This window comes from Draconibacterium halophilum, assembly GCF_010448835.1.
GTDB lineage: Bacteria > Bacteroidota > Bacteroidia > Bacteroidales > Prolixibacteraceae > Draconibacterium > Draconibacterium halophilum.
Genome location: NZ_CP048409.1, coordinates 3,201,781 through 3,227,362, shown reverse-complemented (window position 1 = coordinate 3,227,362; position 25,582 = coordinate 3,201,781). Strand labels below are relative to the sequence as shown.

Annotated in this window: 23 protein-coding genes and 1 pseudogene; 6 read left to right on the top strand and 18 right to left on the bottom strand. The window is 39.3% G+C overall.

Annotation, left to right across the window (positions count from 1 at the left end; genetic code table 11):
- Positions 1 to 56 precede the first annotated feature (56 nt).
- Positions 57 to 788 carry a toxin-antitoxin system YwqK family antitoxin gene (locus tag G0Q07_RS12960; RefSeq protein WP_163346611.1) on the top strand — a complete coding sequence of 244 codons (732 nt, stop codon included), beginning with the start codon at positions 57 to 59 and terminating at the stop codon, positions 786 to 788.
- A 316-nt stretch (positions 789 to 1,104) separates the two neighbouring features.
- Here G0Q07_RS12960 and nqrF read toward each other — a convergent pair whose 3' ends face one another.
- The 6 genes from nqrF to G0Q07_RS12930 all read right to left on the bottom strand — a co-directional run bounded on the left by nqrF (position 1,105) and on the right by G0Q07_RS12930 (position 7,065).
- On the bottom strand, positions 1,105 to 2,376 hold the full coding sequence (gene nqrF / locus G0Q07_RS12955) for an NADH:ubiquinone reductase (Na(+)-transporting) subunit F (RefSeq protein WP_163346609.1): 1,272 nt from the start codon (positions 2,374 to 2,376) through the stop codon (positions 1,105 to 1,107).
- A 20-nt stretch (positions 2,377 to 2,396) separates the two neighbouring features.
- Positions 2,397 to 3,014 (bottom strand): NADH:ubiquinone reductase (Na(+)-transporting) subunit E, encoded by a 618-nt coding sequence (nqrE, locus tag G0Q07_RS12950; protein ID WP_163346607.1) that lies wholly within the window; start codon positions 3,012 to 3,014, stop codon positions 2,397 to 2,399.
- A gap of 24 nt (positions 3,015 to 3,038) precedes the next feature.
- On the bottom strand, positions 3,039 to 3,683 hold the full coding sequence (locus G0Q07_RS12945) for an NADH:ubiquinone reductase (Na(+)-transporting) subunit D (protein ID WP_163346605.1): 645 nt from the start codon (positions 3,681 to 3,683) through the stop codon (positions 3,039 to 3,041).
- A 5-nt stretch (positions 3,684 to 3,688) separates the two neighbouring features.
- Positions 3,689 to 4,387, bottom strand: a complete 699-nt coding sequence (gene nqrC / locus G0Q07_RS12940; RefSeq protein ID WP_163346603.1) for an NADH:ubiquinone reductase (Na(+)-transporting) subunit C — start codon at positions 4,385 to 4,387, stop codon at positions 3,689 to 3,691.
- Between the two features lie 17 nt (positions 4,388 to 4,404).
- Positions 4,405 to 5,586, bottom strand: coding sequence for an NADH:ubiquinone reductase (Na(+)-transporting) subunit B (locus G0Q07_RS12935; protein ID WP_163346600.1), 1,182 nt, complete (start codon positions 5,584 to 5,586; stop codon positions 4,405 to 4,407).
- A 132-nt stretch (positions 5,587 to 5,718) separates the two neighbouring features.
- On the bottom strand, positions 5,719 to 7,065 hold the full coding sequence (locus G0Q07_RS12930) for a Na(+)-translocating NADH-quinone reductase subunit A (protein ID WP_163346598.1): 1,347 nt from the start codon (positions 7,063 to 7,065) through the stop codon (positions 5,719 to 5,721).
- Positions 7,066 to 7,486: 421 nt separating this feature from the next.
- Between G0Q07_RS12930 and G0Q07_RS12925 the strand changes: the two genes are divergently transcribed.
- Positions 7,487 to 8,773 (top strand): type IX secretion system plug protein, encoded by a 1,287-nt coding sequence (locus tag G0Q07_RS12925; protein ID WP_163346596.1) that lies wholly within the window; start codon positions 7,487 to 7,489, stop codon positions 8,771 to 8,773.
- Between the two features lie 27 nt (positions 8,774 to 8,800).
- Here G0Q07_RS12925 and G0Q07_RS12920 read toward each other — a convergent pair whose 3' ends face one another.
- Positions 8,801 to 10,882, bottom strand: coding sequence for a sensor histidine kinase (locus tag G0Q07_RS12920; protein ID WP_163346594.1), 2,082 nt, complete (start codon positions 10,880 to 10,882; stop codon positions 8,801 to 8,803).
- A 257-nt stretch (positions 10,883 to 11,139) separates the two neighbouring features.
- Here G0Q07_RS12920 and pruA point away from each other — a divergent pair, with 257 nt between their 5' ends.
- From pruA to G0Q07_RS12905, 3 genes are all read left to right on the top strand, one after another.
- On the top strand, positions 11,140 to 12,777 hold the full coding sequence (gene pruA / locus G0Q07_RS12915; protein WP_163346592.1) for an L-glutamate gamma-semialdehyde dehydrogenase: 1,638 nt from the start codon (positions 11,140 to 11,142) through the stop codon (positions 12,775 to 12,777).
- A 100-nt stretch (positions 12,778 to 12,877) separates the two neighbouring features.
- Positions 12,878 to 13,186, top strand: a complete 309-nt coding sequence (locus G0Q07_RS12910) for an FtsB family cell division protein (protein WP_163346589.1) — start codon at positions 12,878 to 12,880, stop codon at positions 13,184 to 13,186.
- 124 nt (positions 13,187 to 13,310) lie between these two features.
- Positions 13,311 to 13,901 (top strand): YqgE/AlgH family protein, encoded by a 591-nt coding sequence (locus G0Q07_RS12905; protein ID WP_163346587.1) that lies wholly within the window; start codon positions 13,311 to 13,313, stop codon positions 13,899 to 13,901.
- A gap of 6 nt (positions 13,902 to 13,907) precedes the next feature.
- Here G0Q07_RS12905 and G0Q07_RS12900 read toward each other — a convergent pair whose 3' ends face one another.
- The 5 genes and pseudogenes from G0Q07_RS12900 to G0Q07_RS12885 form a co-directional block, all read right to left on the bottom strand.
- Positions 13,908 to 14,744 (bottom strand): aminotransferase class IV, encoded by an 837-nt coding sequence (locus G0Q07_RS12900; protein ID WP_163346585.1) that lies wholly within the window; start codon positions 14,742 to 14,744, stop codon positions 13,908 to 13,910.
- Positions 14,745 to 14,747: 3 nt separating this feature from the next.
- On the bottom strand, positions 14,748 to 15,101 hold the full coding sequence (locus G0Q07_RS21085; RefSeq protein ID WP_262887967.1) for a rhomboid family intramembrane serine protease: 354 nt from the start codon (positions 15,099 to 15,101) through the stop codon (positions 14,748 to 14,750).
- Between the two features lie 86 nt (positions 15,102 to 15,187).
- A pseudogene (locus G0Q07_RS21080) lies at positions 15,188 to 15,358 on the bottom strand (hypothetical protein); the annotation flags it as partial.
- Entirely contained in the window at positions 15,358 to 16,359 is a 1,002-nt protein-coding gene (holA, locus tag G0Q07_RS12890) for a DNA polymerase III subunit delta (protein WP_163346583.1), read from the bottom strand. The pseudogene G0Q07_RS21080 and the gene holA, both read right to left, overlap by 1 nt.
- Position 16,360: 1 nt before the next feature.
- A complete protein-coding gene (locus tag G0Q07_RS12885) occupies positions 16,361 to 17,131 on the bottom strand; it encodes an AMP nucleosidase (RefSeq protein ID WP_163346581.1) in 771 nt (256 codons plus the stop codon).
- A gap of 300 nt (positions 17,132 to 17,431) precedes the next feature.
- Here G0Q07_RS12885 and G0Q07_RS12880 point away from each other — a divergent pair, with 300 nt between their 5' ends.
- On the top strand, positions 17,432 to 17,872 hold the full coding sequence (locus G0Q07_RS12880; protein WP_163346579.1) for a type I restriction enzyme HsdR N-terminal domain-containing protein: 441 nt from the start codon (positions 17,432 to 17,434) through the stop codon (positions 17,870 to 17,872).
- 150 nt (positions 17,873 to 18,022) lie between these two features.
- On the opposite strand, the gene G0Q07_RS12875 is transcribed toward G0Q07_RS12880, so the two are convergent.
- From G0Q07_RS12875 to G0Q07_RS12855, 6 genes are all read right to left on the bottom strand, one after another.
- Entirely contained in the window at positions 18,023 to 18,550 is a 528-nt protein-coding gene (locus G0Q07_RS12875) for a GNAT family N-acetyltransferase (protein WP_163346577.1), read from the bottom strand.
- A 19-nt stretch (positions 18,551 to 18,569) separates the two neighbouring features.
- Positions 18,570 to 20,525 (bottom strand): glycosyltransferase family 2 protein, encoded by a 1,956-nt coding sequence (locus G0Q07_RS12870; RefSeq protein WP_163346575.1) that lies wholly within the window; start codon positions 20,523 to 20,525, stop codon positions 18,570 to 18,572.
- Positions 20,526 to 20,671: 146 nt separating this feature from the next.
- Positions 20,672 to 21,298 carry a recombination mediator RecR gene (gene recR, locus G0Q07_RS12865; RefSeq protein WP_163346573.1) on the bottom strand — a complete coding sequence of 209 codons (627 nt, stop codon included), beginning with the start codon at positions 21,296 to 21,298 and terminating at the stop codon, positions 20,672 to 20,674.
- A 459-nt stretch (positions 21,299 to 21,757) separates the two neighbouring features.
- Positions 21,758 to 23,020, bottom strand: coding sequence for a phosphate acyltransferase (locus G0Q07_RS20800; protein WP_246222900.1), 1,263 nt, complete (start codon positions 23,018 to 23,020; stop codon positions 21,758 to 21,760).
- Positions 23,021 to 23,043: 23 nt separating this feature from the next.
- Entirely contained in the window at positions 23,044 to 24,039 is a 996-nt protein-coding gene (locus G0Q07_RS20795) for a malic enzyme-like NAD(P)-binding protein (RefSeq protein ID WP_246222899.1), read from the bottom strand.
- 371 nt (positions 24,040 to 24,410) lie between these two features.
- On the bottom strand, positions 24,411 to 25,496 hold the full coding sequence (locus G0Q07_RS12855; RefSeq protein ID WP_163346570.1) for an MraY family glycosyltransferase: 1,086 nt from the start codon (positions 25,494 to 25,496) through the stop codon (positions 24,411 to 24,413).
- Positions 25,497 to 25,582: the final 86 nt, after the last annotated feature.

Genomic DNA, 25,582 nt, shown 5'->3' with positions numbered 1-25,582 from the left:
GAAAAAATCCAGCAACGAAATGCTACCTTTAAAACGGATATTCTAAAACTACTGATATGAAAAGAATGGTTTACTGCCTGTTTGTTGTGTTATTATTTATGGCAGCCTGTAATTTCAAAACTTCAAAAAATACTGCTAACAGTGAAGAAGAACAAGATAATGGATTGGAGGTTAGGCAACAACCTTTTCGTAATTCGGATCAGGTTGAATATGAGATATCGGTTGTAAAGGGAACAACTATAAAACATGGAATACAGAAAAGGTACTACCTTCACGGAAGTTTATATTCTGCCATTCCGTACATTGCAGGCGAAAAACAAGGTATTGCTTATACCTATTACCAGGCTGCTTTAGGCAACGAACCTCAGATTTGGAAAGAACAACCTTACGAGAATAACGAGCTTAACGGAACTTGTAAGCGTTATCATCGCGATGGGGCACTGCAAGCCGAGTACGATTACAAAAACGGCTTACGCGCTGTAGGATTAAAAGAATTAACGGAATCAGGCAAAGATATTGAACAGCCGAAGTTGCTGCTTTCGAAACACCGGGTTCCTGCTGGCTACCTTATTCAAGCCCGCTTAAGTGATGATTACAACAATGTCGATTATTTTATCGGTGACCTGGTAGAAGAGAAATATCTTCCAAAAAAAATGAAAACTCTTCAGACAAGAAATGAAGTTGGTGAAATTGTTGTATCGCAAACAAGCGGAACTGTTACTATAACCGCTGAATATTCTACCCGTTACCGGAATAAGGGAGTGGTGTCAAAGTCGATAAATCTATAGAAGATTTCAAACAACGGCTGCTTTAACTCAAACAATAACCACTTTAAGTCGTGCAATCAACGTTGTAAGTCAAGAAACGACTACTTCAAGTTGCGAAATGACCACTGTAAGTGGAGAAACGATTCCTTTAATAGAGTAAATGATCGCTCCAAGTCAGGAAATGACCACTTCTAATCAAGAAATAACTGCTGTAAACGGATAAGTGTGACTAAAAACTAAAGAATAATCGTTCCCTGACTGAAACTTAAAAAAAGCCACTCCTCAAAAAAAGAGAAGTGGCTTTGAAATATCTGAGTTTTTAAAACTTCAATATTAGTTACGATCCAAAATCGTCGAATGCTACGTTTTCGTCAGGTACTCCTAAATCGTAAAGCATTTTCTGAACGGCGTCGTTCATCATTGGTGGTCCACACATGTAGAAATCGATTTCTTCAGGTTCTTCATGATCACTCAGGTAGTTATCGTGAATAACCTGGTGAACAAATCCTGTTTTGTAGGTAACACCTGCTTTATCAGCTTCCGGATCTTCACGGTCGAGTGCCAGATGGAACTCAAAATTAGGAAAGTTTTTCTCGATGTCTCTAAACTGTTCGTAATAAAAAACTTCTTTCCACGAACGTGCTCCGTACCAGAATGTAATTTTCTTTTCCGATTCTTTTAAAGTATGGAATAAGTGGAACAAGTGCGAGCGCATTGGTGCCATTCCTGCTCCACCACCAACAAACATCATTTCGCTGTCGTTGTCTTTCAGGAAAAATTCTCCATAAGGACCCGATACCGTTACTTTGTCGCCTGGTTTCAGGTTGAATATGTATGATGAACAGATACCCGGATTTACTTTCTTAAAGCCGTTATTTGCGCGATCCCAGGGTGGAGTTGCAATACGAATGTTTAACATTACGATATTACCTTCGGCAGGGTGGTTGGCCATTGAATAAGCACGGAATGTAGGCTCCGGATTTTTCATCTTTAGGTCGAACATGCCGAATTTCTCCCACTCTTCGCGGTATTCTTCTTCAATATCCATGTCCTTAAAGTCTACTTCAACTTTAGGTACATCAATCTGAATATATCCGCCTGATTTGAAATCAAGGGTTTCGCCTTCAGGTAGTTTAACCACAAATTCTTTGATGAAGGTAGCCACGTTGTGATTCGATACCACTTCGCATTCCCACTTTTTAACACCAAGTACTTCTTGTGGAATTGAAATTTCCATATCTTCTTTAACTTTCACCTGACAAGCCAAACGCCAATTGTCGTTTTGCTCTTTACGGGTAAAATAACCGGTTTCGGTTGGCAGTATTGAACCACCACCGTCTTCAACCTGGCAACGGCACATGGCACAGGTTCCACCACCACCACATGCCGATGGAAGAAGAATTTTATTTTCACCAAGTGTTGATAACAGTGTACTTCCCGGTTGTGTTTCAACTTCAAGGTCACCTTCGTTAATGTTAATTTTTACAATTCCTGACGGAGTAAGTTTCTTTTTGGCGAATAGCAAAATAGCTACCAAAAGAATAATTACGCCCAGAAAGAGAACAACACTGGTAATAATTACGGTTGTTTGTGCTGACAATAATATCATCTTGCTAATTGTTTTTTATTCTACAATTTAATTCCGCCGAATCCCATAAATGCCAATCCCATTAAGCCGGTTACAATAAATGTAATACCTAGGCCACGTAACGGGCCGGGAATGCTTGAGTATTCGATCTTTTCTCTGATAGCAGCAATACCAACGATTGCCAGCAACCAGCCAACGCCCGAGCCAACACCGTAAACGGTAGCTTCGCCAACGTTAATAAAAGCTTTTTGCTGAAGGAATAACGATCCTCCAAGAATAGCACAGTTTACTGCAATAAGTGGAAGGAAAATTCCAAGCTGGTTGTACAGCACCGGGGCAAATTTCTCCACAATCATTTCCACCAACTGAACCATTGATGCAATAATGGCAATAAACATGATAAAGCGTAAGAAGCTGAGATCGACATTGGCAAATCCTTCGCCTAACCAAACCAAAGCACCTTCATTTAATACAAATTTCTCTAACAGGTAGTTAACCGGTACAGTAATTCCTAACACAAAAACTACAGCAATTCCTAAACCAGTTGCAGTACTTACTTTTTTCGAAACAGCCAGATAAGAGCACATTCCGAAGAAGTACGCAAATACCATGTTTTCAATAAAAATTGACTTAACAAATATATTAATCAGATTTTCCATTTGAATGTTGTTTTTGCGTTACAATTAATCTTCAATTAGTTTACGGTTACGGCTACGCTGAACCCAGATAATTACTCCAACAACAATAAGCGCCATTGGCGAAAGTACCATCAAACCGTTGTTTTCGTAAAATCCACCGTTGGCAATGTACCAACTATCGGGGATTATTTGAAAGCCTAGTAAAGAGCCAGACCCAAACAGTTCACGTATAGCTCCAACTACGATGAGTATCCATCCGTAACCGGCAGCATTTCCTATTCCATCGAGGAACGATTGCCATGGGCGGTTACCCAGTGCAAATGCCTCTAAACGTCCCATAATAATGCAGTTGGTAATAATTAAGCCAACAAATACCGAAAGCTGCTTACTTACATCGTAAACGTAGGCTCTAAGAATTTGGTCGACCAAAATTACCAGGGCAGCAATAACTACCAGCTGAACGATAATCCGGATTCGGTTAGGAATTGTATTTCGTAATAATGAAACAATAACGTTTGCAAATGCTAATACAGCAGTTACCGAAATTGCCATTACAATTGAAGGCTTTAATTGTGCAGTAACAGCCAGCGCTGAGCAAATACCCAAAACCTGCACGGTAATCGGGTTACTATCGTTTATCGGATCCGACAGTAATTTTAAATTTTTCTTTGAAAATAATGGTTCGCTCATCTCTCTTAATTTTTATTCTTGTTTAAGAATGCTTCATATCCTGTAAAGTCGTCTTTTAGCATTTCTTGCAGACCTTTACTTGTAATTGTCCCTCCAGAGATTCCATCAACCTTATGCTCTTCAGGAGCAACCTGCCCTGTTTTTGCAACCAAAATAGAAACCATTTCGCCTGCATCGTTAAAAATCTCTTTTCCTTTAAATTGATCTTCAAAAGCTGAAGTTGAAATCTCAGCACCTAATCCGGGAGTTTCACCTTCGTGATCGAAATTAGCTCCGAAAATAGTGTTCATATCGTCGCCTACCGAAACATATCCCCAAATTGGTCCCCAAAGACCAGCTCCGTATACCGGAAGTACATATTTCATTCCTTCCTCTGTTTGTACTTCAAATACCGGAAGTGCCATTTCTTCAAAACTTTTAGCACGTTCCTTTTTCAGATCGGTAGTGAAAGCATTTCCGTCAACTTTTTCACCATTTGTATTCACCAGGTATTCGTCAACAATTTTGTCAGCGTAAATAGCTTCTGCTGTTTCTGCTGTACTTTCAATATTTACCGATGCCAGGATATTTTGTTTTTTCTCTATCTCTACGTTCTTTTTCTGCGCAGGCTTTAATGCCATTGAAACCGAAGCAAGAACGGCAGCCACAATAATTACCATAATGGCTGCGTATAAAAATGTGTAAGTATTACTATTTCTGTCCATCTTTTCTTCGTTTTTAATTATGCAGAAACTTTGGCTCGTTTTATTCTCTTCTTAACATGACTCTCCACAACGTAGTGGTCGATAAGCGGAGCAAATGTATTCATCAGCAGAATAGCCAACATCATTCCTTCAGGGAAAGCCGGGTTGATAACACGGAAAATGATAGCCAGAATACCGATCAGGAATCCGTAGATCCACTTTCCTCTCTCGGTTCGCGATGCTGAAACAGGGTCGGTTGCCATAAAAATTGCGCCAAACATAAAACCACCTAAAATTAAGTGATGCCAGAAAGGCATTGAGAAATAGGTAGCAACTTCGGGTGATAATCCTGCACTACCTGAAAAAGCGTTAAGAATAAGTCCCATAACTGCTCCACCGGCAATTGTAGAGATCATGATTTTCCAACTGCCAATTCCAGTAACAATTAATAAAACTGCTCCAATAAGAATTGCTAAAGTTGATGTCTCACCGATTGATCCTGGTATAAAACCAAAAAATGCATCGGCTACGCTATAGTTTAATTGACCGACAGCTGCATCTGCCATAGGTGTTGCACCCGAAAAACTGTCAACAACTTTGTCGGTATCTTTTAATGCTACCCAAACCGATTCGCCCGACATTTGTGCCGGATAAGCGAAGAACAGGAAAGCACGTGCTACAAGAGCCGGGTTCCAAATGTTCATTCCGGTTCCGCCAAATACCTCTTTGCCAATAACAACTGCAAAAGCTGTTGCTACGGCAATCATCCAAAGAGGAGTGTTTACCGGCATAATTAACGGAATTAGAATTCCTGATACCAGAAAACCTTCCTGAATTTCGTGGCCGCGAATCTGGGCGAAAACAAATTCGATTCCCAAACCTACTCCGTATGATACAATAACGATAGGAAGTACTTTGATCAGACCAAACAGGAAGATTTCAAAAAATCCGGTTGCGGCCAATTCGCCAATGGCTTTAAAATGTTGTACACCTACATTGTACATCCCAAATAACAAGGCCGGAACCACCGACAAAACAACAATCGACATGGTACGTTTCAAATCGATGTAGTCGTGGATGTGTGTACCCGTTTTCGATGTGGTTTTAGGCGTGTATAAAAATGTAAAGAATCCGTCGTGCACCGATTGGAGCCAATGGTATTTGCCTCCTTTCTGAACCAGCGGTTCTGTTCTTTCAAAAAAGTTTTTTATGAATTTCATTCGTCTAAATTTATAACTTTCTATAGTGACTCATGTATCTCGCAAAAATTTTAAACACCACTTATTGTAATATCGATGTTTAAATTTTATGCTCGTTTCATCTTAAAAGACTAATTAAGTTACGTGTTATAATTAACCAAGCTCTTTAATCATGGTGTTAATACCTTCGCGTAAAATTTTCTGAACCTCGATTTTGGAAGTACAAGCGTATTCGCACAAGGCGAAGTCTTCTTCTATTACTTCATAAATACCAAGATTTTCCATTTTGTCGATATCGTTTACCAGAATTGCTTTTAGTAAGAAAACCGGAAAAATATCCATCGGGACCAGTTTTTCGTATTGATTCGACAAAACAAATGCGCGTTCGCCACCGTGAATGTTAGCATTCATGGTGTATTCTTTTTTCGGGAATAACTTGCCGAAATAAGCTTTGGTGGCACTGAATTTATTAAAACCGGGATCAGCCCATCCTAAAAATTCATATTCATCGCCTTCCGGAATAACACTCATGTGTGCGTCGTAATAACCAAGAAATCCCTTTGCCGAAACTTTGCTTCCGGTAAGTACATTACCGCTTATAATGCGCTGGTTGTAGTCGGCATCAATCAGTTTGCCTTCAACTAATGTAGCAACAGGTGCACCCAAAGTCGTTTGGTAATATTTTGGTGTTTTAACTTCCGAGCCGGTTAAAGCTACTGTTTTTGTAAAATCAACTTTACCGGTTTCAAACAGGCGCCCAATAAATAACACATCCTGTACATTTATTGTCCAAACCACTTCTCCTTTGTTGAGCGGGGAGGTGTTGGCAATTTGTATACCTACGTTACCGGCTGGGTGAGGTCCCTCAAAGGCATTCACCTCAACATTTTTCACCGATGAAAAAGCTGAACCATTTGAAACCCCCAGGTTGACTTTCCCTTCGGTAAGCTGTGCCAGGGCATTTATTCCGGTTTGGAATGTATCCATTTGGCCGTCGAGAACAAAACTGTAATCGGGTGCCAATGGAGCCGAATCGAATGTTGAAATGTAAATGGCTTTTGGTTTCTCCTCCGGATTGGCGATAATACCGTATGGGCGTTTTTTTATGAACGGCCATAAACCACTTTTCAAAATTTGTTCCTTCACCACTTCCGCCGATAAGCCCGTTGGGTCAGCTTTTTTAAATTCTGCTGAACCAATTTTCTCGTCGGTTGAAATAACTACTTCCAAAATTTTACGACGCTCACCACGGTTAATCGATACTACTTTTCCTCCAAGAGGAGCAGTAAAAAGAATTTCCGGATGATATTTGTCGTAGAATAAAGCTTCGCCGGCTTTAACTTCGGCGTCAACTTTTACACTAAGTTTTGGAGTAAGTCCCGTAAAGTCGGTGGGTTTCAGAGCTACTGTTGCCGGAACCGGCAATTTGTCAAGTGCCTTTTCTGCACTTCCTTTTAGCTTTATATTAAGCCCTTTCCTTAACTTAATTACTTCTGACATATCGAATTAAGAATGTATTATTTTTAGGTGGGCAAAAGTATTAATTTAATTGTCTTTTCGCAATGGTTTATAGCAAAAGTTCAACGGTTTCAAATATGAAGATATGTTGATGTAAATATAAGTTGTGTAAGTCGCAGGGATTGAGTAGAATAAAAAAACGATTTTAGCGTTATTTATCTTCAGATTAAATTAACATTTTGTTATGAATTTTTGCGATTTAACTAAATAAATAGGCTCATTTCAACGAAATTTGTGTTTTCAGTTTTGATATGAGATACGAATTACGGATTTTTACGTTTTAATCAGGTAGATCATTCATTTGCTGTGCAATAACAAAAAAACACGATTCGTTTTATAAAATCGAGTGAAGATAAAAAAAGAACTTGAGAGATATACCGACAACAACAAAGAAATTTAGCATATGAAAACCGTCTTTTTTACCACCATATTTTTTCTGATTTTCTTTATCGAGGTGATGGGGCAGGAAGAGAATTTTTATTACGAAAATGCCATTTACCGGGAAAATATAAAAACGGTTCAGGCTTTTAGGAGTGGATTCGAACTCTCGCACCCGATAAAGGCTTTAAACGAGGATGTGACATTGGTTTTTAAATTTGATGACATCTCGGAAGGCGTGAAAGATTATTATTATACAGTTATTCACTGTGATGCCGACTGGAATGAAAGTTATATTTCGCAAGACGAATATTTGGATGGCTTTCTTGAAAATCCGGTGAAGGATTATGCGCTTTCCTTTAACACCACTTTTAGCTATGTAAACTATCGGATAGAACTACCCAATGACCAGATGCAGTTTAAACTTTCGGGTAATTATGTTTTGATCGTATACGAGGATCAGGACAAAGAAAAGATCGTTTTATCGAAACGATTTCATATATACGAAAATGCAGTACGTATTGAAGGAACAGTACGGCGTGCCAGCATTGATGCTTTTAAAGGAACCAACCATGAAGTTGATTTTAAAATTTATCATCCCAATTTACCCATTTTAAACCCCCGCGAAGAAGTTAAAGTGGTAATTATGCAGAACAACCGTTGGGATAATGCTATCCGCGATTTGAAACCCTTGTACATTCGCGATCAGGTTTTGGATTACGATTATAACCGCGAGAATGTTTTTCCGGCAGGCAACGAGTTTCGGTATTTCGATAACCGAACCAACAGGATGAACGGCGAGAATGTTATTGCCACTGATTTTCACCGGCCGTATTTTCATAAAACACTGAAAATTGATGAAGTGCGTGCCAATAAACGGTTTTTCTCGTACGAAGAAATGAACGGGATGTATGTAATTGAAAGCCAGGATCAGGAGGTGCGCGATTTTGATTCGGAATGTGATTATACTTTTGTGCATTTTACTTTACCGCTGGAAGCACCGCTACTTGGCGGGTCGGTAAATGTTTTTGGGGCGTTAACCAACTGGAATGCCAATAAAACTAATGAAATGACTTATAATTTCGAGCGCGGAGAATATGAACTCGCCTTGTTGCTTAAACAGGGATATTACAACTATATATACGTGTATGTTCCGCAAGGAGCAAAAGTTGCCGATCATACAAATATCGAAGGAAGCTTTTGGGAGACCAACAACGATTATCAAATACTGGTTTATTATCGGGATTTAGCCGGACGTTACGACAGATTAGTCGGTTTCAGGCAATTAAACTCGGTTATTAACAGGTTTTAATAAGGTTGAAAATATCGACTCTTCAAATTAGCCAACGATTTTCATATAGCCGCTGCCTTCGTTAAAAGGTAGTGTAAACCAGAAATTACTTCCTTTATCAACTTTCGATTCGAATTCCAGTTCGCCACCCAACAACGTTACATAGTGCTGAGCGATTGGCAATCCAATTCCGGAACCTGAAGTAGACTGGTTTATGGAATTCTGTACGCGGTAAAAACGACTGAAAATATGTTCATGGTCTTCTTTTGGAATTCCAACGCCGGTATCTGCAACATAGAATTTGATAAAATCATTCCTAATCATTTCGAAGCCAAAGGTTACTTGTCCGGTTAAGGTGAATTTAACGGCATTGTCAACCAGAATTTTCATTATTTCTTTCAGCAATCCCGGATCGGTTGAAAAACCAAACTCAGGAGTGGCAACATCAGTATTTAAGCTGATACGAATGTCTTTACTATCGGGAAGTTCGGCAAAATAGGCATTGTAAATGTCTCGTAGCAACGGATTTATTTTGCTGAACGTTGTATTTACAGGAATATTCTCGGTTTCAATTTTTGCGAGGTGAACCGTATTATCAATCATATTTAGCAACTGCTGACCATTCTGGGTAATGGCTTCAGTAAGTTGCAGGCGTTCCAGGCCATCGAGCGAGTCATCGGCCAACATGCGTGTAAAGTTGGAAATAATGTTCATTGGGGTGCGTATCTCGTGCGACAGGTTGGCCAGGAATGCTGATTTTAAGCGATCTGATTCCTCTGCTTTTACGAGCGCTTTTTCCAACCCAAATTCAGCTGTTTTACGTTTAGAAATATCTCGTGCCACAGAAATTACAGTGTTAGCATTTAGTTTGGCCAGGCGCATTTCAAACATAAAAGTTCCGTTGGGAGTATTTAACGAGTACTCTATGCTTTCAATCGAATCGTTTTTAATACAATGCTGAATACATGAGTAGATTTTATTTGCCATTTTATCGGGGAAACCGGCATTAAAAATGGAGCTGCCAATAATATTAGAATCTTCAATTTTAAACAGGTCACTTTCTTTAATTACAAAGTCTTCGTAAATTCCGTCTTTGTCAATTACAAAGAAAATATCAGGAATGGCTTCAAGTAGTACTTTGTAGCGTCGTTTGCTGGCTTCAAGATCTGCAAGTTGTTTTTTGCTTTTAGTTATGTCTTCAAAAACGAGATAGTAGGAATTATACATTGCGTTTATTACCCGTATTTTGAACCACTTGTCGAGGTTTTTGGCATGAAATTCAGTAACTCTTTTTTTTGTGAAGAGAACGGTTTTGTTCACATCAAACGTACCTTTAAAAATGAGGTTAAACACATAATCAGCTTCCTGCTCTTGTAATTCATACAAATTTCGCTTAAAAGCCGATTCAAATGCGTTATTTATTTTTTCAACCACAAGATTCGTAATGTTCCCGTCTTCGTCTCTTACGGCACGTAATCGCGAAATAAGAAACGATGAATTTTGCAAAACACGGTTAATTGCTTCGTTCTTGGAGTCAATTTCCTCTGCCAGAACTTCAATGTTAGTAATCAGTTTTTTTCTCAGGTAGAAAGTTACGAGGAAAAAGGCCGTAAAAATTAAAATAGGATTGCTAACAAACGGATCAAAATAACTAAACGCATCACTCAAATGACCGGCTTTAAACAACTGGAAACAAATTAGTGCCAACGACACAAAAAAGTAGCTAACAATTCGTATTTCCATCATCGAGAAATAATACAGAAAAACGAGGCCGGCCATTAGCCACCAAACCGTTAGATGGACTGTCTCTATTAATGGTGCATGTTGTGTTAAGTCGGAGATGTAGAAGGCATAAATAAAAACAGGTAACGAAAAGATAACATTTATAGCACAATTTTTTCGTGCATTAAAAGTGCAAACAATGGCTAAAATTGTAATTGACAGAAGAAGAATATAACCTACCAGGTCGCTTTGAATAGCTGATGTGATAATATCTATTAATGATAAAATTAAAGACAGTACGCCTACAACTCCCCAAAACAACAGAAGCTGAAAAAGCTGCTTTTTTTCATTATCAGTTTTAGCAGCCCAAAACCTTTCTGCTAATATTTTATTTATTCTCTTTAACAATAATGTAAAAATATTAAAAAACAGTTATGTCTCGCCAAAACAAACGATTTTTCAAGAAAATATTGTCAAAATGGGAATTTGTAAACCTGATTTTTGTTTTGTTTTCCGTTTTATTCCTTCTAATAGTTTGGCTATAAGTAGGTTGGTTTTAGTCGAATTTTCTGTTCATGATTTTTGTTATGCTTTTAAAAAATGCGATTATTTAGTTTTGCATAAAACAGAACTGAAGAATTACAAACGATAAATAGTACAGAATTATGCCAAAAGGAAATTACAACGTGCCGGTTGCTAAAAACGAACCGGTTTTGAGTCATGCTCCGGGAACTCCGGAAAGAGCAGAACTGCAAGCTAAATTGCAGGAGTTACGTTCGGAAGAACTCGATCAGCCGATGGTGATTGGTGGAAAAGAGGTTTATACCGACAGAAAAGTAAGGATGTTCCCTCCACATGAAATTGCGCATACTTTAGGCTATTTCAACCAGGGCGATGCTAGTCATGTTGAAATGGCTATTGATGCAGCTTTAGAAGCCAGAGAATGCTGGGCAAATATGTCGTGGCAACACCGGGCGTCCATTTTCCTGAAAGCTGCCGATCTTTTGGCAGGGCCATATCGTGCAAAAATCAATGCTGCATCGATGCTGGGACAATCAAAAAATGCTTTCCAGGCAGAAATTGACGCTGCTTGTGAGTTCGCCGATTTTTTGCGTTTTGGAGTTCAGGTGATGACCGAGATTTACAAAATCCAACCCGAGTCGGCAAAAGGTATCTGGAATTACAACGAGTACCGTCCACTTGAAGGTTTTGTATTCGCATTGACTCCGTTCAATTTTACATCTATCGCCGGTAATCTTCCTGCAGCTCCTGCTATGATGGGTAACGTGGCTGTTTGGAAACCATCGAAAACGGCAGTTTATTCGGCCGGGGTAATAATGGAGATCTTTAAAGAAGCCGGTTTGCCAGATGGTGTTATTAACCTGGTTTACGCTTCTGGTCCTGTTGCTGCTGAAACTGTACTTACTCACCCTGAGTTTGCGGGTATTCATTTCACCGGTTCAACTGCCGTATTCCAAAGCATTTGGAAAACGATTGGTGAGAATATTTATAAATACAAATCATATCCACGTATCGTTGGTGAGACTGGTGGTAAAGACTTTATTTTTGCCGATAACACAGCAAAAAAACGCGAATTGGCGATTGCCATGTTGCGTGGTGCGTTCGAATATCAAGGACAAAAATGTTCGGCAGCGTCAAGATGCTATGTTCCGGCAAGTATCTGGCCTGAAGTAAAAGAGATTTTTGGTGCTGAGCTGGCTACCGTAAAAATGGGACCACCAGAAGATTTTACCAACTTTGTAAATGCCGTTATCGACGAATCATCGTTTGATAAACTGAAAGGATTCATCGACCGTGCAAAAGACGATGAAGATGCTGAAGTAATTTTTGGCGGAAACTGCGATAAATCAGTTGGTTATTTTGTTGAACCAACAGTTATTCTGGCTAAAAAACCAGATTACATTACCATGCAGGAAGAGTTGTTTGGTCCGGTTCTTACCGTTTATGTTTACGAAGACGAAGACATGGATGCAACATTAGATCTGTTGGATAAAACATCGATATATGCACTTACCGGTGCTGTTTGGTCGCAAAACCGTTACAATATTGAGAAGATTGCCAAACGTTTGGAAAACTGTGCCGGTAACTTCTACATTAACGACAAGCCTACCGGAGCCGTTGTTGGGCAACAACCATTTGGCGGCGCTCGTGGTTCGGGTACCGACGATAAAGCAGGTTCTATTTTTAACATGCTTCGCTGGACAGCGATTCGTACCATTAAAGAAACTTTTGTACCACCAGTAAATTATACCTATCCGAACTTTCAACCGGATAATGAATAAATATTAAGGTTATGCTGTTGAAAAAGAGGGATCGGAATTATTCGATTCCTCTTTTTTTTGATGGCGAAAGATTCTACTTTTGTAACAACATTAGGAAAACATGAAGAAAGAAATATTCCAATCCGGATTTTTTAAAAGTATAGGGAATAAGTTTGTTATTGCATTTATTCTTTTTGCAGTCTGGATTATATTTTTTGATGAGAATAGCATTGTTGCTCATGTAAAAAGCAAACGTCAACTAAACGAATTGAAGCAGCAAAAAGAGTATTATCAGGAACGGATTGTATCTGACAGGCAAAAACTTGAGGACCTGAATAAAGGCAAAAAGGAATTGGAAAAATTTGCTCGCGAACAGTACCACATGTCGAAACCTGATGAAGATGTTTTTATTGTTATTGAAGAAGAGTAGGTAAGATCTTTTGTAAACAATACTTTTCTCCAAATAGAACAATCTGTTAATAAATGCGTTACAAAGTAGTGTGAGATTCAGGGCTATTTGATAGCCAGTATAATTTTCTTATATTGCTTTTAGAATGAACGAAAATCTAGACATATTCAAAATAAAGTCAAACAATATTGCACCACAAAAGGGGCGTATTTTGATTGCCGAACCATTTTTGGCTGGTAATTATTTCAATCGTTCTGTGGTATTTTTGGTTGCCTACAGCAAAAAAGGAGCAGTGGGTTTTATCTTGAATAAGAAGGTGGATTTTCCGGTGCAGGATATTTTTCCCGATTTTCCTGATTTTAATGCCGACGTTTATTTAGGGGGGCCTGTTTCTACGGATTCGGTGTATTTTATTCATAGACTGGGCGATAAACTTCCGGGTAGCATTCATGTGATGGGTGACCTTTACTGGGGTGGCGATTTTGAGGTGTTGAAGAGAGACATTCGAAACGGAACGATAAATTCATCAGATATCCGTTTTTTTCTGGGGTATTCAGGTTGGGACAGTGGCCAGTTAAAGGAGGAATTAAAAGAAGATTCGTGGCTGGTAACTGATGTGGAACAGAACGAAGTAATGAAAGATTTGAGTGAAGCTTCGTGGTTCGATTTTGTGAAAAAGGCTGGTAATCGCTATTCAGTGTGGGAGAATTTCCCTGAAAACCCGGCACTTAACTAATTGTTTTCATTTCTGTTTTTCAACTTTCTTTTCTAAAAAGTTATTCAAAGCAGTATAAACCTGATCCGTGAATTCATGAACATATCGTCGGTTTTCAAAGCCTAAAGCCCATTGAATTCCTTGCACCTCGGAAGCAAAGAATACTTCATCCATCTGCCGTAATTGTTTTATTTCAATATCATCTGTTTCTACCACTTTCATATTCATTTCTTTGGCCAGTCGAATTATTAACGGTCGAATAACGTCGGTGTAACAACCTGTTTCTGTTGATGGCGTAAAAAGTACATCCGCTTTTACCATAAAAAGGTTTGCAGCAATACCTTCACAGGCTACGTCGTTTTCATTTAAAATAACTGCAGCCGGCTTTGTGTCATCCTTAAATTCTGCACTTATTTGTTCCCATAATGTTGCTTTGGCAAACCGCGAGTTGTTGTTAAGAGAATGGCTTAACAGTTTCAAATCGGAAATATTGATTAGAAATCCCTTCTTATTTATTTGGAAATCGAAACGTTCAAACGCTCTGCTGGTTATCAGGTAGTCGATTTTTTCTTGAGTAATAAAAAACTGAAAAGTGATCTGCCCGGTTCTGTAAAAACGATTTTTATTCAACATCCGCTTTGTCAGTCTGAATAATTCGCGATGGTTTTTAAACAAATCAGGAACTTTGTGCCCGAGCATTTTTAGCTCTTGTTCAACTATTTCCATATTTTCGTAAAGCATCGGAATGCCTCCAAATCCAAACCAGATGCTGTGTTTATGCACATCGGGAGTGTTTGACAGGAAGGGGGTAAGATTGGCTTCTGCTTCCTTAAGAATATGATTATTTGCCAGAATGTAGGCCATAGACTACAGAAACGAAAATAACTGATCGATAAAACGGCTGAATAATTCCGGTTTTAGCAGGATAGGAAAAACGAATCCAAAAACTGCGCCTAAAAAGTGTGCGTCGTGCGCCACATTGTCGGATTGTCGTTTACTCATTTGGTAGGAGTAAAAAAGGTAGCCGGCAGCAAACAGAATGCCGGGTATGGGAAGAATTGCAAATAAATATAATGGCTCCCAGGGCTGAAAAAATATGGTTGCAAACAGCACCGCAGAAACAGCTCCGGAAGCACCAACAGCATTGTAATAGTAGTTGTCTTTATGTTTGATAAGGCTCCAGATATTGGAGGCAAAAATGCCACCAAAATAAAGAAGCAAAAATAAGCCGTTGCTTTACTCCCAAAGTAGTATCCAAAATAAACGACTGTGTTTCTTCCAAAAAAATAGAGGACCAACATATTTACGCCAAGATGCGCCCAGCTGGCATGAACAAAGGCGTGGCTCACCAAACGGTAGTATTCTTTCCGGTGAATAATTTGTGCAGCGTTAAACTGTAGCTTTGCCGACAACTCGCGGTTTTGAAAGGCAATGTATGATATTACGGCAGTAATACCGATGATAAACCAAACTATCATTAGTGTAAAATTTTATAGATCATTTCTTTTTGTAACTCTCCGGTTTCAACCATTGTAGAAACGTTAAAACCCTTGCTTTTCATGTCGTAATCGCGCAAAATACCCATAATTTCGTAAAGCTTGGTGGGGGAGTAGCGCTTAGCTGCCGAAACATAATCTTTCACAAAGAACGGATGAACTCGAAGCTCGGCGGCAACATTTCGTTCCGATTTATTTTTAATGAAATGATAAGTAAACAGTTTTGAAAAATAGAAATACAACCCGGCAACGGTTTTCTGAATTGGGTTTAACGTTGAATTTGCACCAAAATAATTGATGATTCGGTTGGCTTTTAACACATTCTTTTCGCCCAGTGCATTCTGAAGCTCGAGGATATTAAACTCTTTGCTTAATCCAATATTTTTCTCGATATGATCGGGTGTAATTTTGTTGGTATCTTTAACGGCAATTACCAGTTTGTTTAGTTCGTTGGCAATTTTGCTTAAATCTGTTCCCAAATACGAGGTGAGCAATAACGCTGCCTGGGGAGTAATGGTGTAATTGTGGCTTTTCAGGTAGCTGTCAATCCAGCCCGGTATTTTGTTTTCGTAAAGTTTTTTTGATGTGAACAGCACACCATTCTTTTTTATTGCCTTGGCGAGTTTAGTTCTCGAATCGAGGTTTTTATACTTATAGGCCAATACCAATATTGTTGAAGCCAGTGGTTTTTCTGCGTACGATAGCAAGGTGTCTATTTTGCTCAGGCTTTGTGCTTCTTTCACAATAATTACCTGTTTGTCTGACATCATCGGGAATCGCATTGATGCTTCAGCAATTGTTATCGGATCAGAATCTTTTCCATAAAAAATAGTTTGGTTAAATCCTTTCTCTGCATCGCTAAGTACTTTGTCTTCAATGTAATCCGAGATTTGATCAATGAAATAAGCTTCTTCACCCTGTAGTAAATAAATGGGGTGGTAGATGCCTTTTTTTAGGTTGTGTAGTATGTCGATATACTCCATTCTAGAATCGTAAGTGTTTTACAGAAAGACCGTTGTTTTTTATTTCCAGCAACGCATCAATACCGGCCTGTATATGTCTTTCTACATACGAAGAAGAAACATATTTATCGCTTTTGTCGGTTTTTACGCCGGTCGATATCATGGGCTGATCGGAAACCAATAACAAAACTCCGGTTGGTATTTGATTGGCAAAACCGACGGTGAACAGGGTTGCTGTTTCCATATCTACGGCCATTGCCCGTGTTCTTTTGAGGTATTTTTTAAAACGAGTGTCGTATTCCCACACGCGGCGGTTGGTAGTAAAAACAACGCCGGTCCAGTAATCCTGCTCCGAATTCCTAAGAATATGTGAAACGGCACGTTGCAGGTTAAACGCCGGAAGTGCCGGAACTTCAGGCGGCAGGTAATCGTCTGATGTACCATCACTACGGATGGCGGCAATTGGAAGGATAAGATCGCCCAGCTGGTTTTTCTTTTTTAATCCTCCACATTTTCCCAGGAAAAGAACTGCCTTTGGATGTATGGCTCCCAAAAGATCCATTATTGTCGCAGCATTTGGGCTGCCCATTCCAAAGTTAATCATTGTTATGCCTTCGGCAGTTGCACTGGGCATGTTCTTGTCGGCGCCTTCAACCGGAACCTCAAACTTGCGTGCAAATCGTTCAATATAATCCTGAAAGTTGGTGAGTAAAATATACTTACCCAATTCATCAAGCTTTTTGCCGGTATACCTCGGAAGCCAGTTTTCAACAATATCTTTTTTAGTCTTCATACGCTGAATTATTCTACCTTTGAACAAATAGGAATACTTTTGGTTTTAAGGCGAACACAAATGTACATTTTTAGTGCTCGCCAGCCAAGTTGAGTTAGCCTGATTAATTCATAAAAATGAATTAAACACCCATAGGGCTGACGAAATAATTAAAAAATAATTATTTGTCAGGGTTAACCTTGATATTAAAAATCTTTAGCTTGATGTAATTAAAACACATATCTTGCAGATTTTCAATCGTCAACACAATGTGTTGAAAATTTTATAAATTTTTTAGGTTAATAAGTTATTGAGAAGATTATGTACAAACTGAATTTGCCGGAATATACTTTTCGAACAAAAACAGAAAATACAAAAACATTGATATTTGATTCGATACGGAAAAAGTTCGTTGTGCTGACGCCGGAAGAATGGGTCCGCCAGAATTTTATTCAATATTTGATTAAGGAAAAGAACTATCCACAGAATTTTATGGCCGTGGAAAAGCAGGTAAAAGTAAACAGGCTACAACGTCGTTTCGATTTACTTATCTACCAGCGAAACGGTACTCCGCATTTGATTGCTGAATTAAAAGCCCCGAATGTAAAAATTACCCAGGATGCTTTTGATCAGGTGGTGCGCTACAACATGGCTTTGCGTGTTGAAAGGGTAGTGGTGTCGAATGGAATGCAGCATTTTGCCTGCGAGATTGATTATGAAAAGAACAGCTATTCGTTTTTAAAGGAAATTCCAGCTTTTTAGTAGTCTAAAGTCAATTATATCAATTCGTTCTGTCCTACTGAATTCATTTCAGCATCTCTTCGTTAAAATAGATTCCGAAACAAGTTCGGAATGACGTGCCTGAACCCTAAAGTATTATTTTAAAAGATGAGGTAGACTAATCGAAGAACCTTACCCCAAAAACTTTTGATAAAACAACTCATCTTTCCAACCGGAAAAGGTTTTTATCCAGTCTTTTTTTGTGCCACTGCGCGTAAATCCCGATTTCTCGAACAACTGAATGCTTCCCCAGTTGTCGGAACTAATGTTGGCATACAATTGTTTCAATCCAAGAATTTCAAAGGAGTAACCTGATAAAGCGTTGAGAGCATCGCTGGCATATCCTTTTTTTCGGTCTTCGTTTTTGTGTATGAGTATACCAACTCCGGCGCGCATGTGAAAAGGTTCAAAATCAAACAGGTCAACTGCGCCAACAGGTTTTTTGTCTGCCGTTTCAATAACCAGACGTAGCTGTTTTGTTTCGTAAATATCCTTGGCTGATTCTAACAGGTATTGGGCAAGAATATGTTTTGAAAAGGGTGTTTTTGTATTGCTGACTTCCCAAATCTCGGTGTTGTTTTCCCATTGATATAACAGGTCAATATCTTCCGGTTCCAGGGGCCGAAGTATAACTTTCCCAAAGCTTAGCTTTTCCTTCATATTCTTTGTCTTTTAATAATTACCTGTCCATTTTTTTCCAGGCTTTCAACAAAAGTTCAATGTCTGACAATAAGTTGTAGTCTTTAGCATACAACCTGTTTAGCTGAACAGACTTTTCTTTATCGAACTGCATTCCGGGAAACCTATCTCCGGGATTTAAAATCCCATCTTTTATTGATGGAAGTTTACTCTCTGCAACTACTCCCGGAATATAGCCGATCCAGGATCTTTTTCCTATAATCACCCGGAAAATGTTTTTTATGAAATTTCTTTTTTTTGTGATAAACCAGATTAAAACCGGGCTCAGGCATAAAATCAAAAATGCTGTAACCAGATCGAGCAATCGTTTTTTACGTTTATTGGCTGATTTTGAAATGGCGTTGAGGTTAACAACATAAAGGTCGCCAGCAGTATGTATAGAGTTACTCCCAATGATACTGGCGCTTTCCGGGGGGGCAATTTTGTAATCGATATCCAAACGGCTTAAATCAAGCATTGCTTTAATGATATCGGCAGAGCTGATGTTTTCCGCACAAAAAACAATTTCATCAATACGGTTAATACGGATGATTTCTTCCAGCTGGCTTAACTCGCCCATATAATTTTGGCCTTTATCGCTATTGTCGAGTGCAATAAAACCCGCCATTTGCGATCTTATCCGTGTTTCTTCCAGAATTTTCTGAACACGGCGTGCTTCTTTCGAATGCCCTACAATTGCAATCTTTCGGGTGCGCTGCGAGTAGATTCTGAAATCGCTTAGTTTGAGTGCGTGCCCCAGTAAACGGTAAGCAATCAGCACTATCGCTGACCATGCGGTTCCCAATAAAATCAATGCACGCGAAAACCGGAATTTTTCATCAACCAGCGAATAGGCTAACAGCAGGGATATGAGTCCCCACAAAATGCCCCGGCCTACTTTGTAAATGCTCACGGGTTTTTTGTATCCTCCTGAAAATAAAATACCAAAAAGGAAAAACATACTATAAACCGGTACTACAAACTGCATAAATTGCGGCGGATAGTAATCGGGTTGATGAAACTGAAATTGTTCCCAAAAGGGCGTGATCAGCCAAAATCCGGCAAAAATCAGCAACGCATCTGCTAGCGGCAGATAAATCTTCTGCATAATACGTTTTGTGGCCGAAAGTAGTGCCCGAAAATAAATGGCCAGGTGAATTAAAAGCGCAAAGACACTTGCTTTTCTTCCCGAAAAATGTTTGCGGGCAAAAATTACCATGGCATTGTAAAATACCTTTACGTAATTCAGCGAGCCCTTTTTTGTGCTTTCTCCTTTGTAATGAATGATGGTCGTTTTGGGGTAATAATAATTTTTATATCCTCCCTTTTGAATACGATAGGAGAGATCGATGTCTTCGCCATACATAAAAAAGGTTTCGTCGAGCAAACCAACTTCGTCAAGTGCCGATTTGCGCAGCAACATAAAAGCACCAGCCAGTACATCAATTTCATGAACCTCGTTTTTGTCGAGGTAGGAGAGGTGGTATTTTCCAAATTTATGAGACATGGGAAATAGCCTCGAAAGCCCAAACATTTTGTAAAACGCCACCCAGGGTGTTGGCAATCCTCGTTTTGATTCCGGCAGGAAAACACCTTTTCCATCAATCATTTTTACGCCTAGTCCACCAGCTTCAGGGTGTGCTTCCATAAAGGAAAGCACTTTTTCAAAAGTATCTTCCTCAACAACGGTATCCGGATTCAGCAACAATACGTATTTCCCTTTAGCCTGCTGAATAGCCTGGTTATTGGCGCGCGAAAAACCTACATTTTCGGTGTTTTGGATGAATGTAACATCCGGGAATTTTTCATTGATAAGTTGTGCGGAGCCGTCAACCGAGTTGTTATCAACAACAAAAACTTCGGCTTGTACATTCTTTAGCGCCTTCTCGACGGAGTGGAGGCATTGTTCCACAAAATGCTTTACGTTATAGTTGACAATAACAATTGAAATATCCATCTTTCAGAGCGGGCGTTTTCGAATAGACTGGCTTTAATAAAATGTTGCCAGCCCGGGAAAACGACTTTTATAGTTGCTAAATATCGTTTCTCAAATGTAAGGTTTCCTTTTCATAACGAAAAAAATCCGGCATTCTGATGTGTGATTTATTTTCCAAGCGAACTTTCGAAAGGAACACGATTCATTAACGAGCGGCCAAGCGTAATTTCATCGGTGTATTCCAGCTCGTCGCCAATGGAAACACCCCGTGCCAGTGTGGAGATTTTTACTTCTTTGCCTTTTAGTTTTCGGTAAATATAGAAATTGGTAGTATCGCCTTCCATTGTTGTTGACAGTGCAAGGATAATTTCAATAACCTGTCCTGAGTTAATTCGTTCTATCAGTGAGTCAATTTCCAGTTCAGCAGGGCCAATGCCATCCATCGGCGAAATTATTCCTCCCAGCACGTGGTAAAGCCCATTAAACTGGTGGGTATTTTCAACCGACATTACATCGCGGATATTTTCAACTACACAAATTACACTGTCGTTTCGCGAAGGATTTGAACAGATCTGGCAAGTTTCGCTATCCGAAATATTATGGCACACCTTGCAGTGTTTTATTTCGTTTCTTAATTGAATCAGGCTGTTCCCGAATGAATTTACCTCTTCCTTATCTTGTCGTAGAAGATGTAGAACCAGTCGTAATGCACTTTTTCGCCCAATGCCGGGCAGTTTCGAGAATTCGTTAACCGCATTTTCCAGTAAGCGCGATGGATATTTATCGATGTTCATAAAAACCTGAGTTCGATTTTAAAATATTTTCACAGAAAGACATAATTACGTCAGGTTTGCATTTAAAATGCTGCAGGAATAACGGGTTATTTCAATAAATTTTAAATGCGAAGATGGCGTGAGAAGGACTTTCATTTCATGCTTTGCTCTTTTTGCCATAAACTTACTCCAATTTTCTCGAATTATCCCGATAGTTCTTCGAAAACCGGTGAAAGTTTCTGACTAAAAATAGCGAAAGCTGTGAGTTATTTTAAAGTCGAACTCAGGTTAATAACAAAAATAGTGTTGAATTTTAAAATACGACACCAGAAAACAAATTTTCATAAAGAGATATTTGTTTATCGTACTTTCCTCGATGAATATGTTGCTAGAAAACCTAAAAATTGCGAGAACTTACCTTTAAAAAAGAATGCCGGAATAAACTATAATCCCGGCATTCTTTTTTTATCGCCTAGATGTCTAATCTTCACCAGAACCGCTCGCCTGAGCATCGATAACAGCAATGGCTGTCATGTTAATAATTTCCCTTACCGTACTATCGCGCTGCAGGATATGGATGGGTTTTTTCATGCCCATAAGAATTGGCCCGATGGCTTCTGACGGTCCCAGTCCCTGTAAAATTTTGTAAGTAATATTTCCGGAACTCAGGTTCGGAAAAATAAGTGTATTGGCATCCTGATCGCCCAATTTATTAAACGGATAACGCGAATAACGCAACTTGCCGTTTAAGGCATAATTGGCCTGCATTTCGCCATCAACAATCATATCCGGGTTTTGCTCATGCAGGGTTTTAACGGCTTCTTTTACTCTAAGCGGGCTCCCTTCACCTTTATAGGCTCCGAAGTTGGAATAGGAGAGCAGGGCAATGCGAGGTTCGATATTAAATTTACGTACTTCGGCAGCGGTAAGCTGGGTGGTATGCGCCAGTGTTTGCGCCGAAGGATTCATGTTTACTGTTGTGTCGGCCAGGAATAATGGACCACGTTTGGTTAGCAGCATATACATTCCGGCAATGTGATTAAATTCCTCCTTTACGCCAATTACCTGGAGTGCGGGGCGAATGGTAGAGGAATACTTTCTGGAGAATCCGGAAATAAAAGCATCTGCTTCACCTGTTTCCACCATCATCGATCCATAATAATCACGGTTATACATTTTTTCCACCGCTTCATTATAAGTCATTCCTTTACGCTGGCGTTTTTCGTAAAGTATTTTTGCAAAGTGATGGCGTTTTTCATCGCTAACCGATTCATAGAGATCGATGATGGGGATATTGGCAATGTCCAGTTGGTTTTCTTTTATCAGCGTCTGAATTTTTGCTTTGTTACCCAGCAGTATTGGTTTTGCAATTCCCTCGCGGATAACAAACTGAACGGCTTTTAAGATGCGGAAACTGTTGGCTTCGGCAAATACAATACGCTTTGGATCCTGTTTGGCTTTGGTGCGTATGCCCATTATCAGGCGGTTATCGATTCCCAGGCGTTCAATTAGTTCCTGCTCATAAGCTGTCCAGCTTTTAATTGGCTTACGGGCTACTCCGGTTTCCATAGCGGCATGTGCTACTGCAGAAGAAATGGTAGTGATCAATCTCGGATCGAGTGGTTTAGGAATAATATAGTCTTTGCCAAAAACAATGTTATCCATGTTATATGCTTTGGCCACTATCTCAGGAACATATTCCTTGGCCAGTTTTGCCAGTGCCTTGGCAGCGGCAATTTTCATTTCTTCGTTAATTGTTGTTGCCCTTACATCCAGTGCCCCCTGAAAATGAAAGGAAAACCCAACACATTGTTGATCTGGTTCGGGTAATCGCTGCGCCCGGTGGCCATAATAATGTCCTTACGTGCTGCCGTAGCATCTTCATACGAGATTTCCGGATTGGGATTGGCCATGGCAAAAACAATGGGGTTTTTGGCCATCGATTTTATCATTTTTTTTGATACCACATCGGCCACTGATAATCCCAGAAAAACATCCGCCCCTTTCATGGCTTCTTCGAGTGTATTTATTTTCCGGTTGGTAATAAATTGTTGTTTAATTTCATTCAGGTCGGTACGTTCGCGGTTTATCACGCTTTTGCTGTCAACCATTACAATATTTTCTGGTTCAACCCCCATACTGATGTACAATTTCGCACACGAAATTGCAGCAGCACCCGCTCCGTTTACCACTACCTGAATGTCTTCAATTAGTTTTTTATTGAGTTCCAGAGCATTCAGCAGCGCCGCTGCTGAAATTATAGCTGTGCCATGCTGGTCGTCGTGAAAAACAGGAATATCCAGCTCTTTGCGAAGCGTTTCTTCTATTTTAAAACATTCGGGGGCTTTTATGTCTTCCAGGTTTATTCCGCCAAAAGTTGGTGCAATGGCTTTTACAACCGCTATTAATTTATCCGGATCTTTTTCATCTACTTCGATATCAAAAACATCAATATCGGCGAATATTTTAAATAAGAGCCCTTTTCCTTCCATTACTGGTTTTCCGGCTTCAGGTCCGATATCTCCCAGACCTAAAACGGCAGTTCCGTTGGAGACTACTGCTACCAGATTACCCTTAGAAGTATAGAGGTAGGCGTTGTCTTTGTTTTTTTTAATTTCCAGGCAAGGTTGCGCAACTCCCGGTGTGTAAGCCAGCGAAAGGTCGTATTGTGTGTTGTGTGGTTTGGTTGGTACAACTTCTATTTTTCCCGGGCGATTTTTTTTATGGTAATTCAGGGCATCAATTCTACGGATTTTAGGCATGGCAGTATGTTTTATGATTTCTTATAAATTTAAAGAAAATGCACAGCCTATAAAATGTTATTAATCAGAAATAAAAGTGTTATGCAGCAAATGTTTGGACAAATGGAGGGATGGAATGCGGGAAGGATTGAATGAAGGTTGATGCAGATAAACTGCTGATAGATGAGGTTTTGGTGCTGAGAATTAGATACTGTGGGACTTTGAGATGGTGAGAGGTTGAGAATTGAGACTTTGAGATGGTGAGAATTTAGAATTTGGACAGGTTGTGGGAAAATCTAAATTTCTGGTGAAATGAGGATAAAAAAATCAGATTTATAAAACTCAAAGCAACTTCTACTTTGATTAAAAGATGTTCTTCGGTTACAGCTTCTCTATGAGGAATACACTTTTCTGGCCTTTTTTACTTTTTTAAAGCGCAATGCAAATGACGGCAAGAATGAGCCAAACAAACCAATAAAGAAAATCAGTATAAACTGTATGTTTACATTTACACCCCAGTGATTTAAACCAATTGCAGTTGCTATTATTAGAATATTAGCACTTATAATTGTTAAGGTAACTTTCAGGTGCGAATCCAGCAACTCTAATAACCGGTGATGGACATGGTTTTTGTCGGGCGAAAACGGAGAGCGTCGTTGTCCTATTCTTATTGTCATTACCCTTAGGGTATCAATAAGAGGCACTATAATTATAGCAAAAGAAACTGCCGGTGCTCCTCCAATTCTATAGGGTTCCGGTGCGGTTAAATTCATTTCGTTGAAATAAACAACCATTACAGAAATGATAAATCCGATTATGAGGGAGCCGGTATCTCCCATAAATAGCTTGTTTCGGTTACCAAAAACATTAAAGAGAAAAAATGCTGCCAAACTTCCAACCAGTGCAAATGCAAGTATTGCAAGCGGATAGTTTTCACTCAAATAAAACCAGGTTCCAAATACAAATGAGACCAACATTCCCAGTCCTGATGCCAGACCATCAACCCCGTCAATCAGATTAAAGGCATTTATGATCACTATCATTGCAAACAAAGAGAGTGAAATACCTGGGAGATGACCAATTTTATGTTGGCCAAATACCCCATGAAGATTTGTGAAATGAATATTTGCAAAAGAGATGAATAAAATGGCGGCTATTATTTGCACGATCAGTTTTTTTCGGGCAGAGATAATCATTAGGTCGTCTTTCAGCCCAATAAAAAACATAAAAATTATGCCTGCTATGATATATTTTAACGCATCAAATTCTAATCCGTCGGTTGCAAATATGGCGCTTATGGTAAAGCCAATAAAAATGGCCACTCCACCAAGTGGAGGAACAACTTTTGTGTGTACTTTTCTTTCTTCAAAAGGTTCAAAAAGATGCTTAGCCTTTGCTGTGCGTATTATTGGAGGTACTGCTACTAAAACGATCAGAAAGCCAAGAATAAGTGCGGAAAGGATTAAGATTATTTCCATTGCAAATTATTATGATGTTGTATTTGTGTTTTATAGGTGCCAAAATGCTGATTAGCTGCGTGTTAATTTGTTTTTCATGTGTCCAT

Coding starts and splice junctions, on each gene's coding strand:
- G0Q07_RS12930 (WP_163346598.1), bottom strand. CDS start 7,065: ATGTCAGAAGTAATTAAGTTAAGGAAAGGGCTTAATATAAAGCTAAAA.
- holA (WP_163346583.1), bottom strand. CDS start 16,359: ATGGAGTATATCGACATACTACACAACCTAAAAAAAGGCATCTACCAC.
- nqrE (WP_163346607.1), bottom strand. CDS start 3,014: ATGGAAAATCTGATTAATATATTTGTTAAGTCAATTTTTATTGAAAAC.
- G0Q07_RS12935 (WP_163346600.1), bottom strand. CDS start 5,586: ATGAAATTCATAAAAAACTTTTTTGAAAGAACAGAACCGCTGGTTCAG.
- nqrC (WP_163346603.1), bottom strand. CDS start 4,387: ATGGACAGAAATAGTAATACTTACACATTTTTATACGCAGCCATTATG.
- G0Q07_RS12910 (WP_163346589.1), top strand. CDS start 12,878: ATGAAGAAAGAAATATTCCAATCCGGATTTTTTAAAAGTATAGGGAAT.
- G0Q07_RS20795 (WP_246222899.1), bottom strand. CDS start 24,039: ATGCCTAAAATCCGTAGAATTGATGCCCTGAATTACCATAAAAAAAAT.
- G0Q07_RS12900 (WP_163346585.1), bottom strand. CDS start 14,744: ATGGCCTACATTCTGGCAAATAATCATATTCTTAAGGAAGCAGAAGCC.
- pruA (WP_163346592.1), top strand. CDS start 11,140: ATGCCAAAAGGAAATTACAACGTGCCGGTTGCTAAAAACGAACCGGTT.
- G0Q07_RS12875 (WP_163346577.1), bottom strand. CDS start 18,550: ATGAAGGAAAAGCTAAGCTTTGGGAAAGTTATACTTCGGCCCCTGGAA.
- G0Q07_RS12905 (WP_163346587.1), top strand. CDS start 13,311: ATGAACGAAAATCTAGACATATTCAAAATAAAGTCAAACAATATTGCA.
- G0Q07_RS12870 (WP_163346575.1), bottom strand. CDS start 20,525: ATGGATATTTCAATTGTTATTGTCAACTATAACGTAAAGCATTTTGTG.
- G0Q07_RS12945 (WP_163346605.1), bottom strand. CDS start 3,683: ATGAGCGAACCATTATTTTCAAAGAAAAATTTAAAATTACTGTCGGAT.
- G0Q07_RS12885 (WP_163346581.1), bottom strand. CDS start 17,131: ATGAAGACTAAAAAAGATATTGTTGAAAACTGGCTTCCGAGGTATACC.
- recR (WP_163346573.1), bottom strand. CDS start 21,298: ATGAACATCGATAAATATCCATCGCGCTTACTGGAAAATGCGGTTAAC.
- G0Q07_RS12880 (WP_163346579.1), top strand. CDS start 17,432: ATGTACAAACTGAATTTGCCGGAATATACTTTTCGAACAAAAACAGAA.
- nqrF (WP_163346609.1), bottom strand. CDS start 2,376: ATGATATTATTGTCAGCACAAACAACCGTAATTATTACCAGTGTTGTT.
- G0Q07_RS12960 (WP_163346611.1), top strand. CDS start 57: ATGAAAAGAATGGTTTACTGCCTGTTTGTTGTGTTATTATTTATGGCA.
- G0Q07_RS12855 (WP_163346570.1), bottom strand. CDS start 25,496: ATGGAAATAATCTTAATCCTTTCCGCACTTATTCTTGGCTTTCTGATC.
- G0Q07_RS20800 (WP_246222900.1), bottom strand. CDS start 23,020: ATGAAAATTGCCGCTGCCAAGGCACTGGCAAAACTGGCCAAGGAATAT.
- G0Q07_RS12925 (WP_163346596.1), top strand. CDS start 7,487: ATGAAAACCGTCTTTTTTACCACCATATTTTTTCTGATTTTCTTTATC.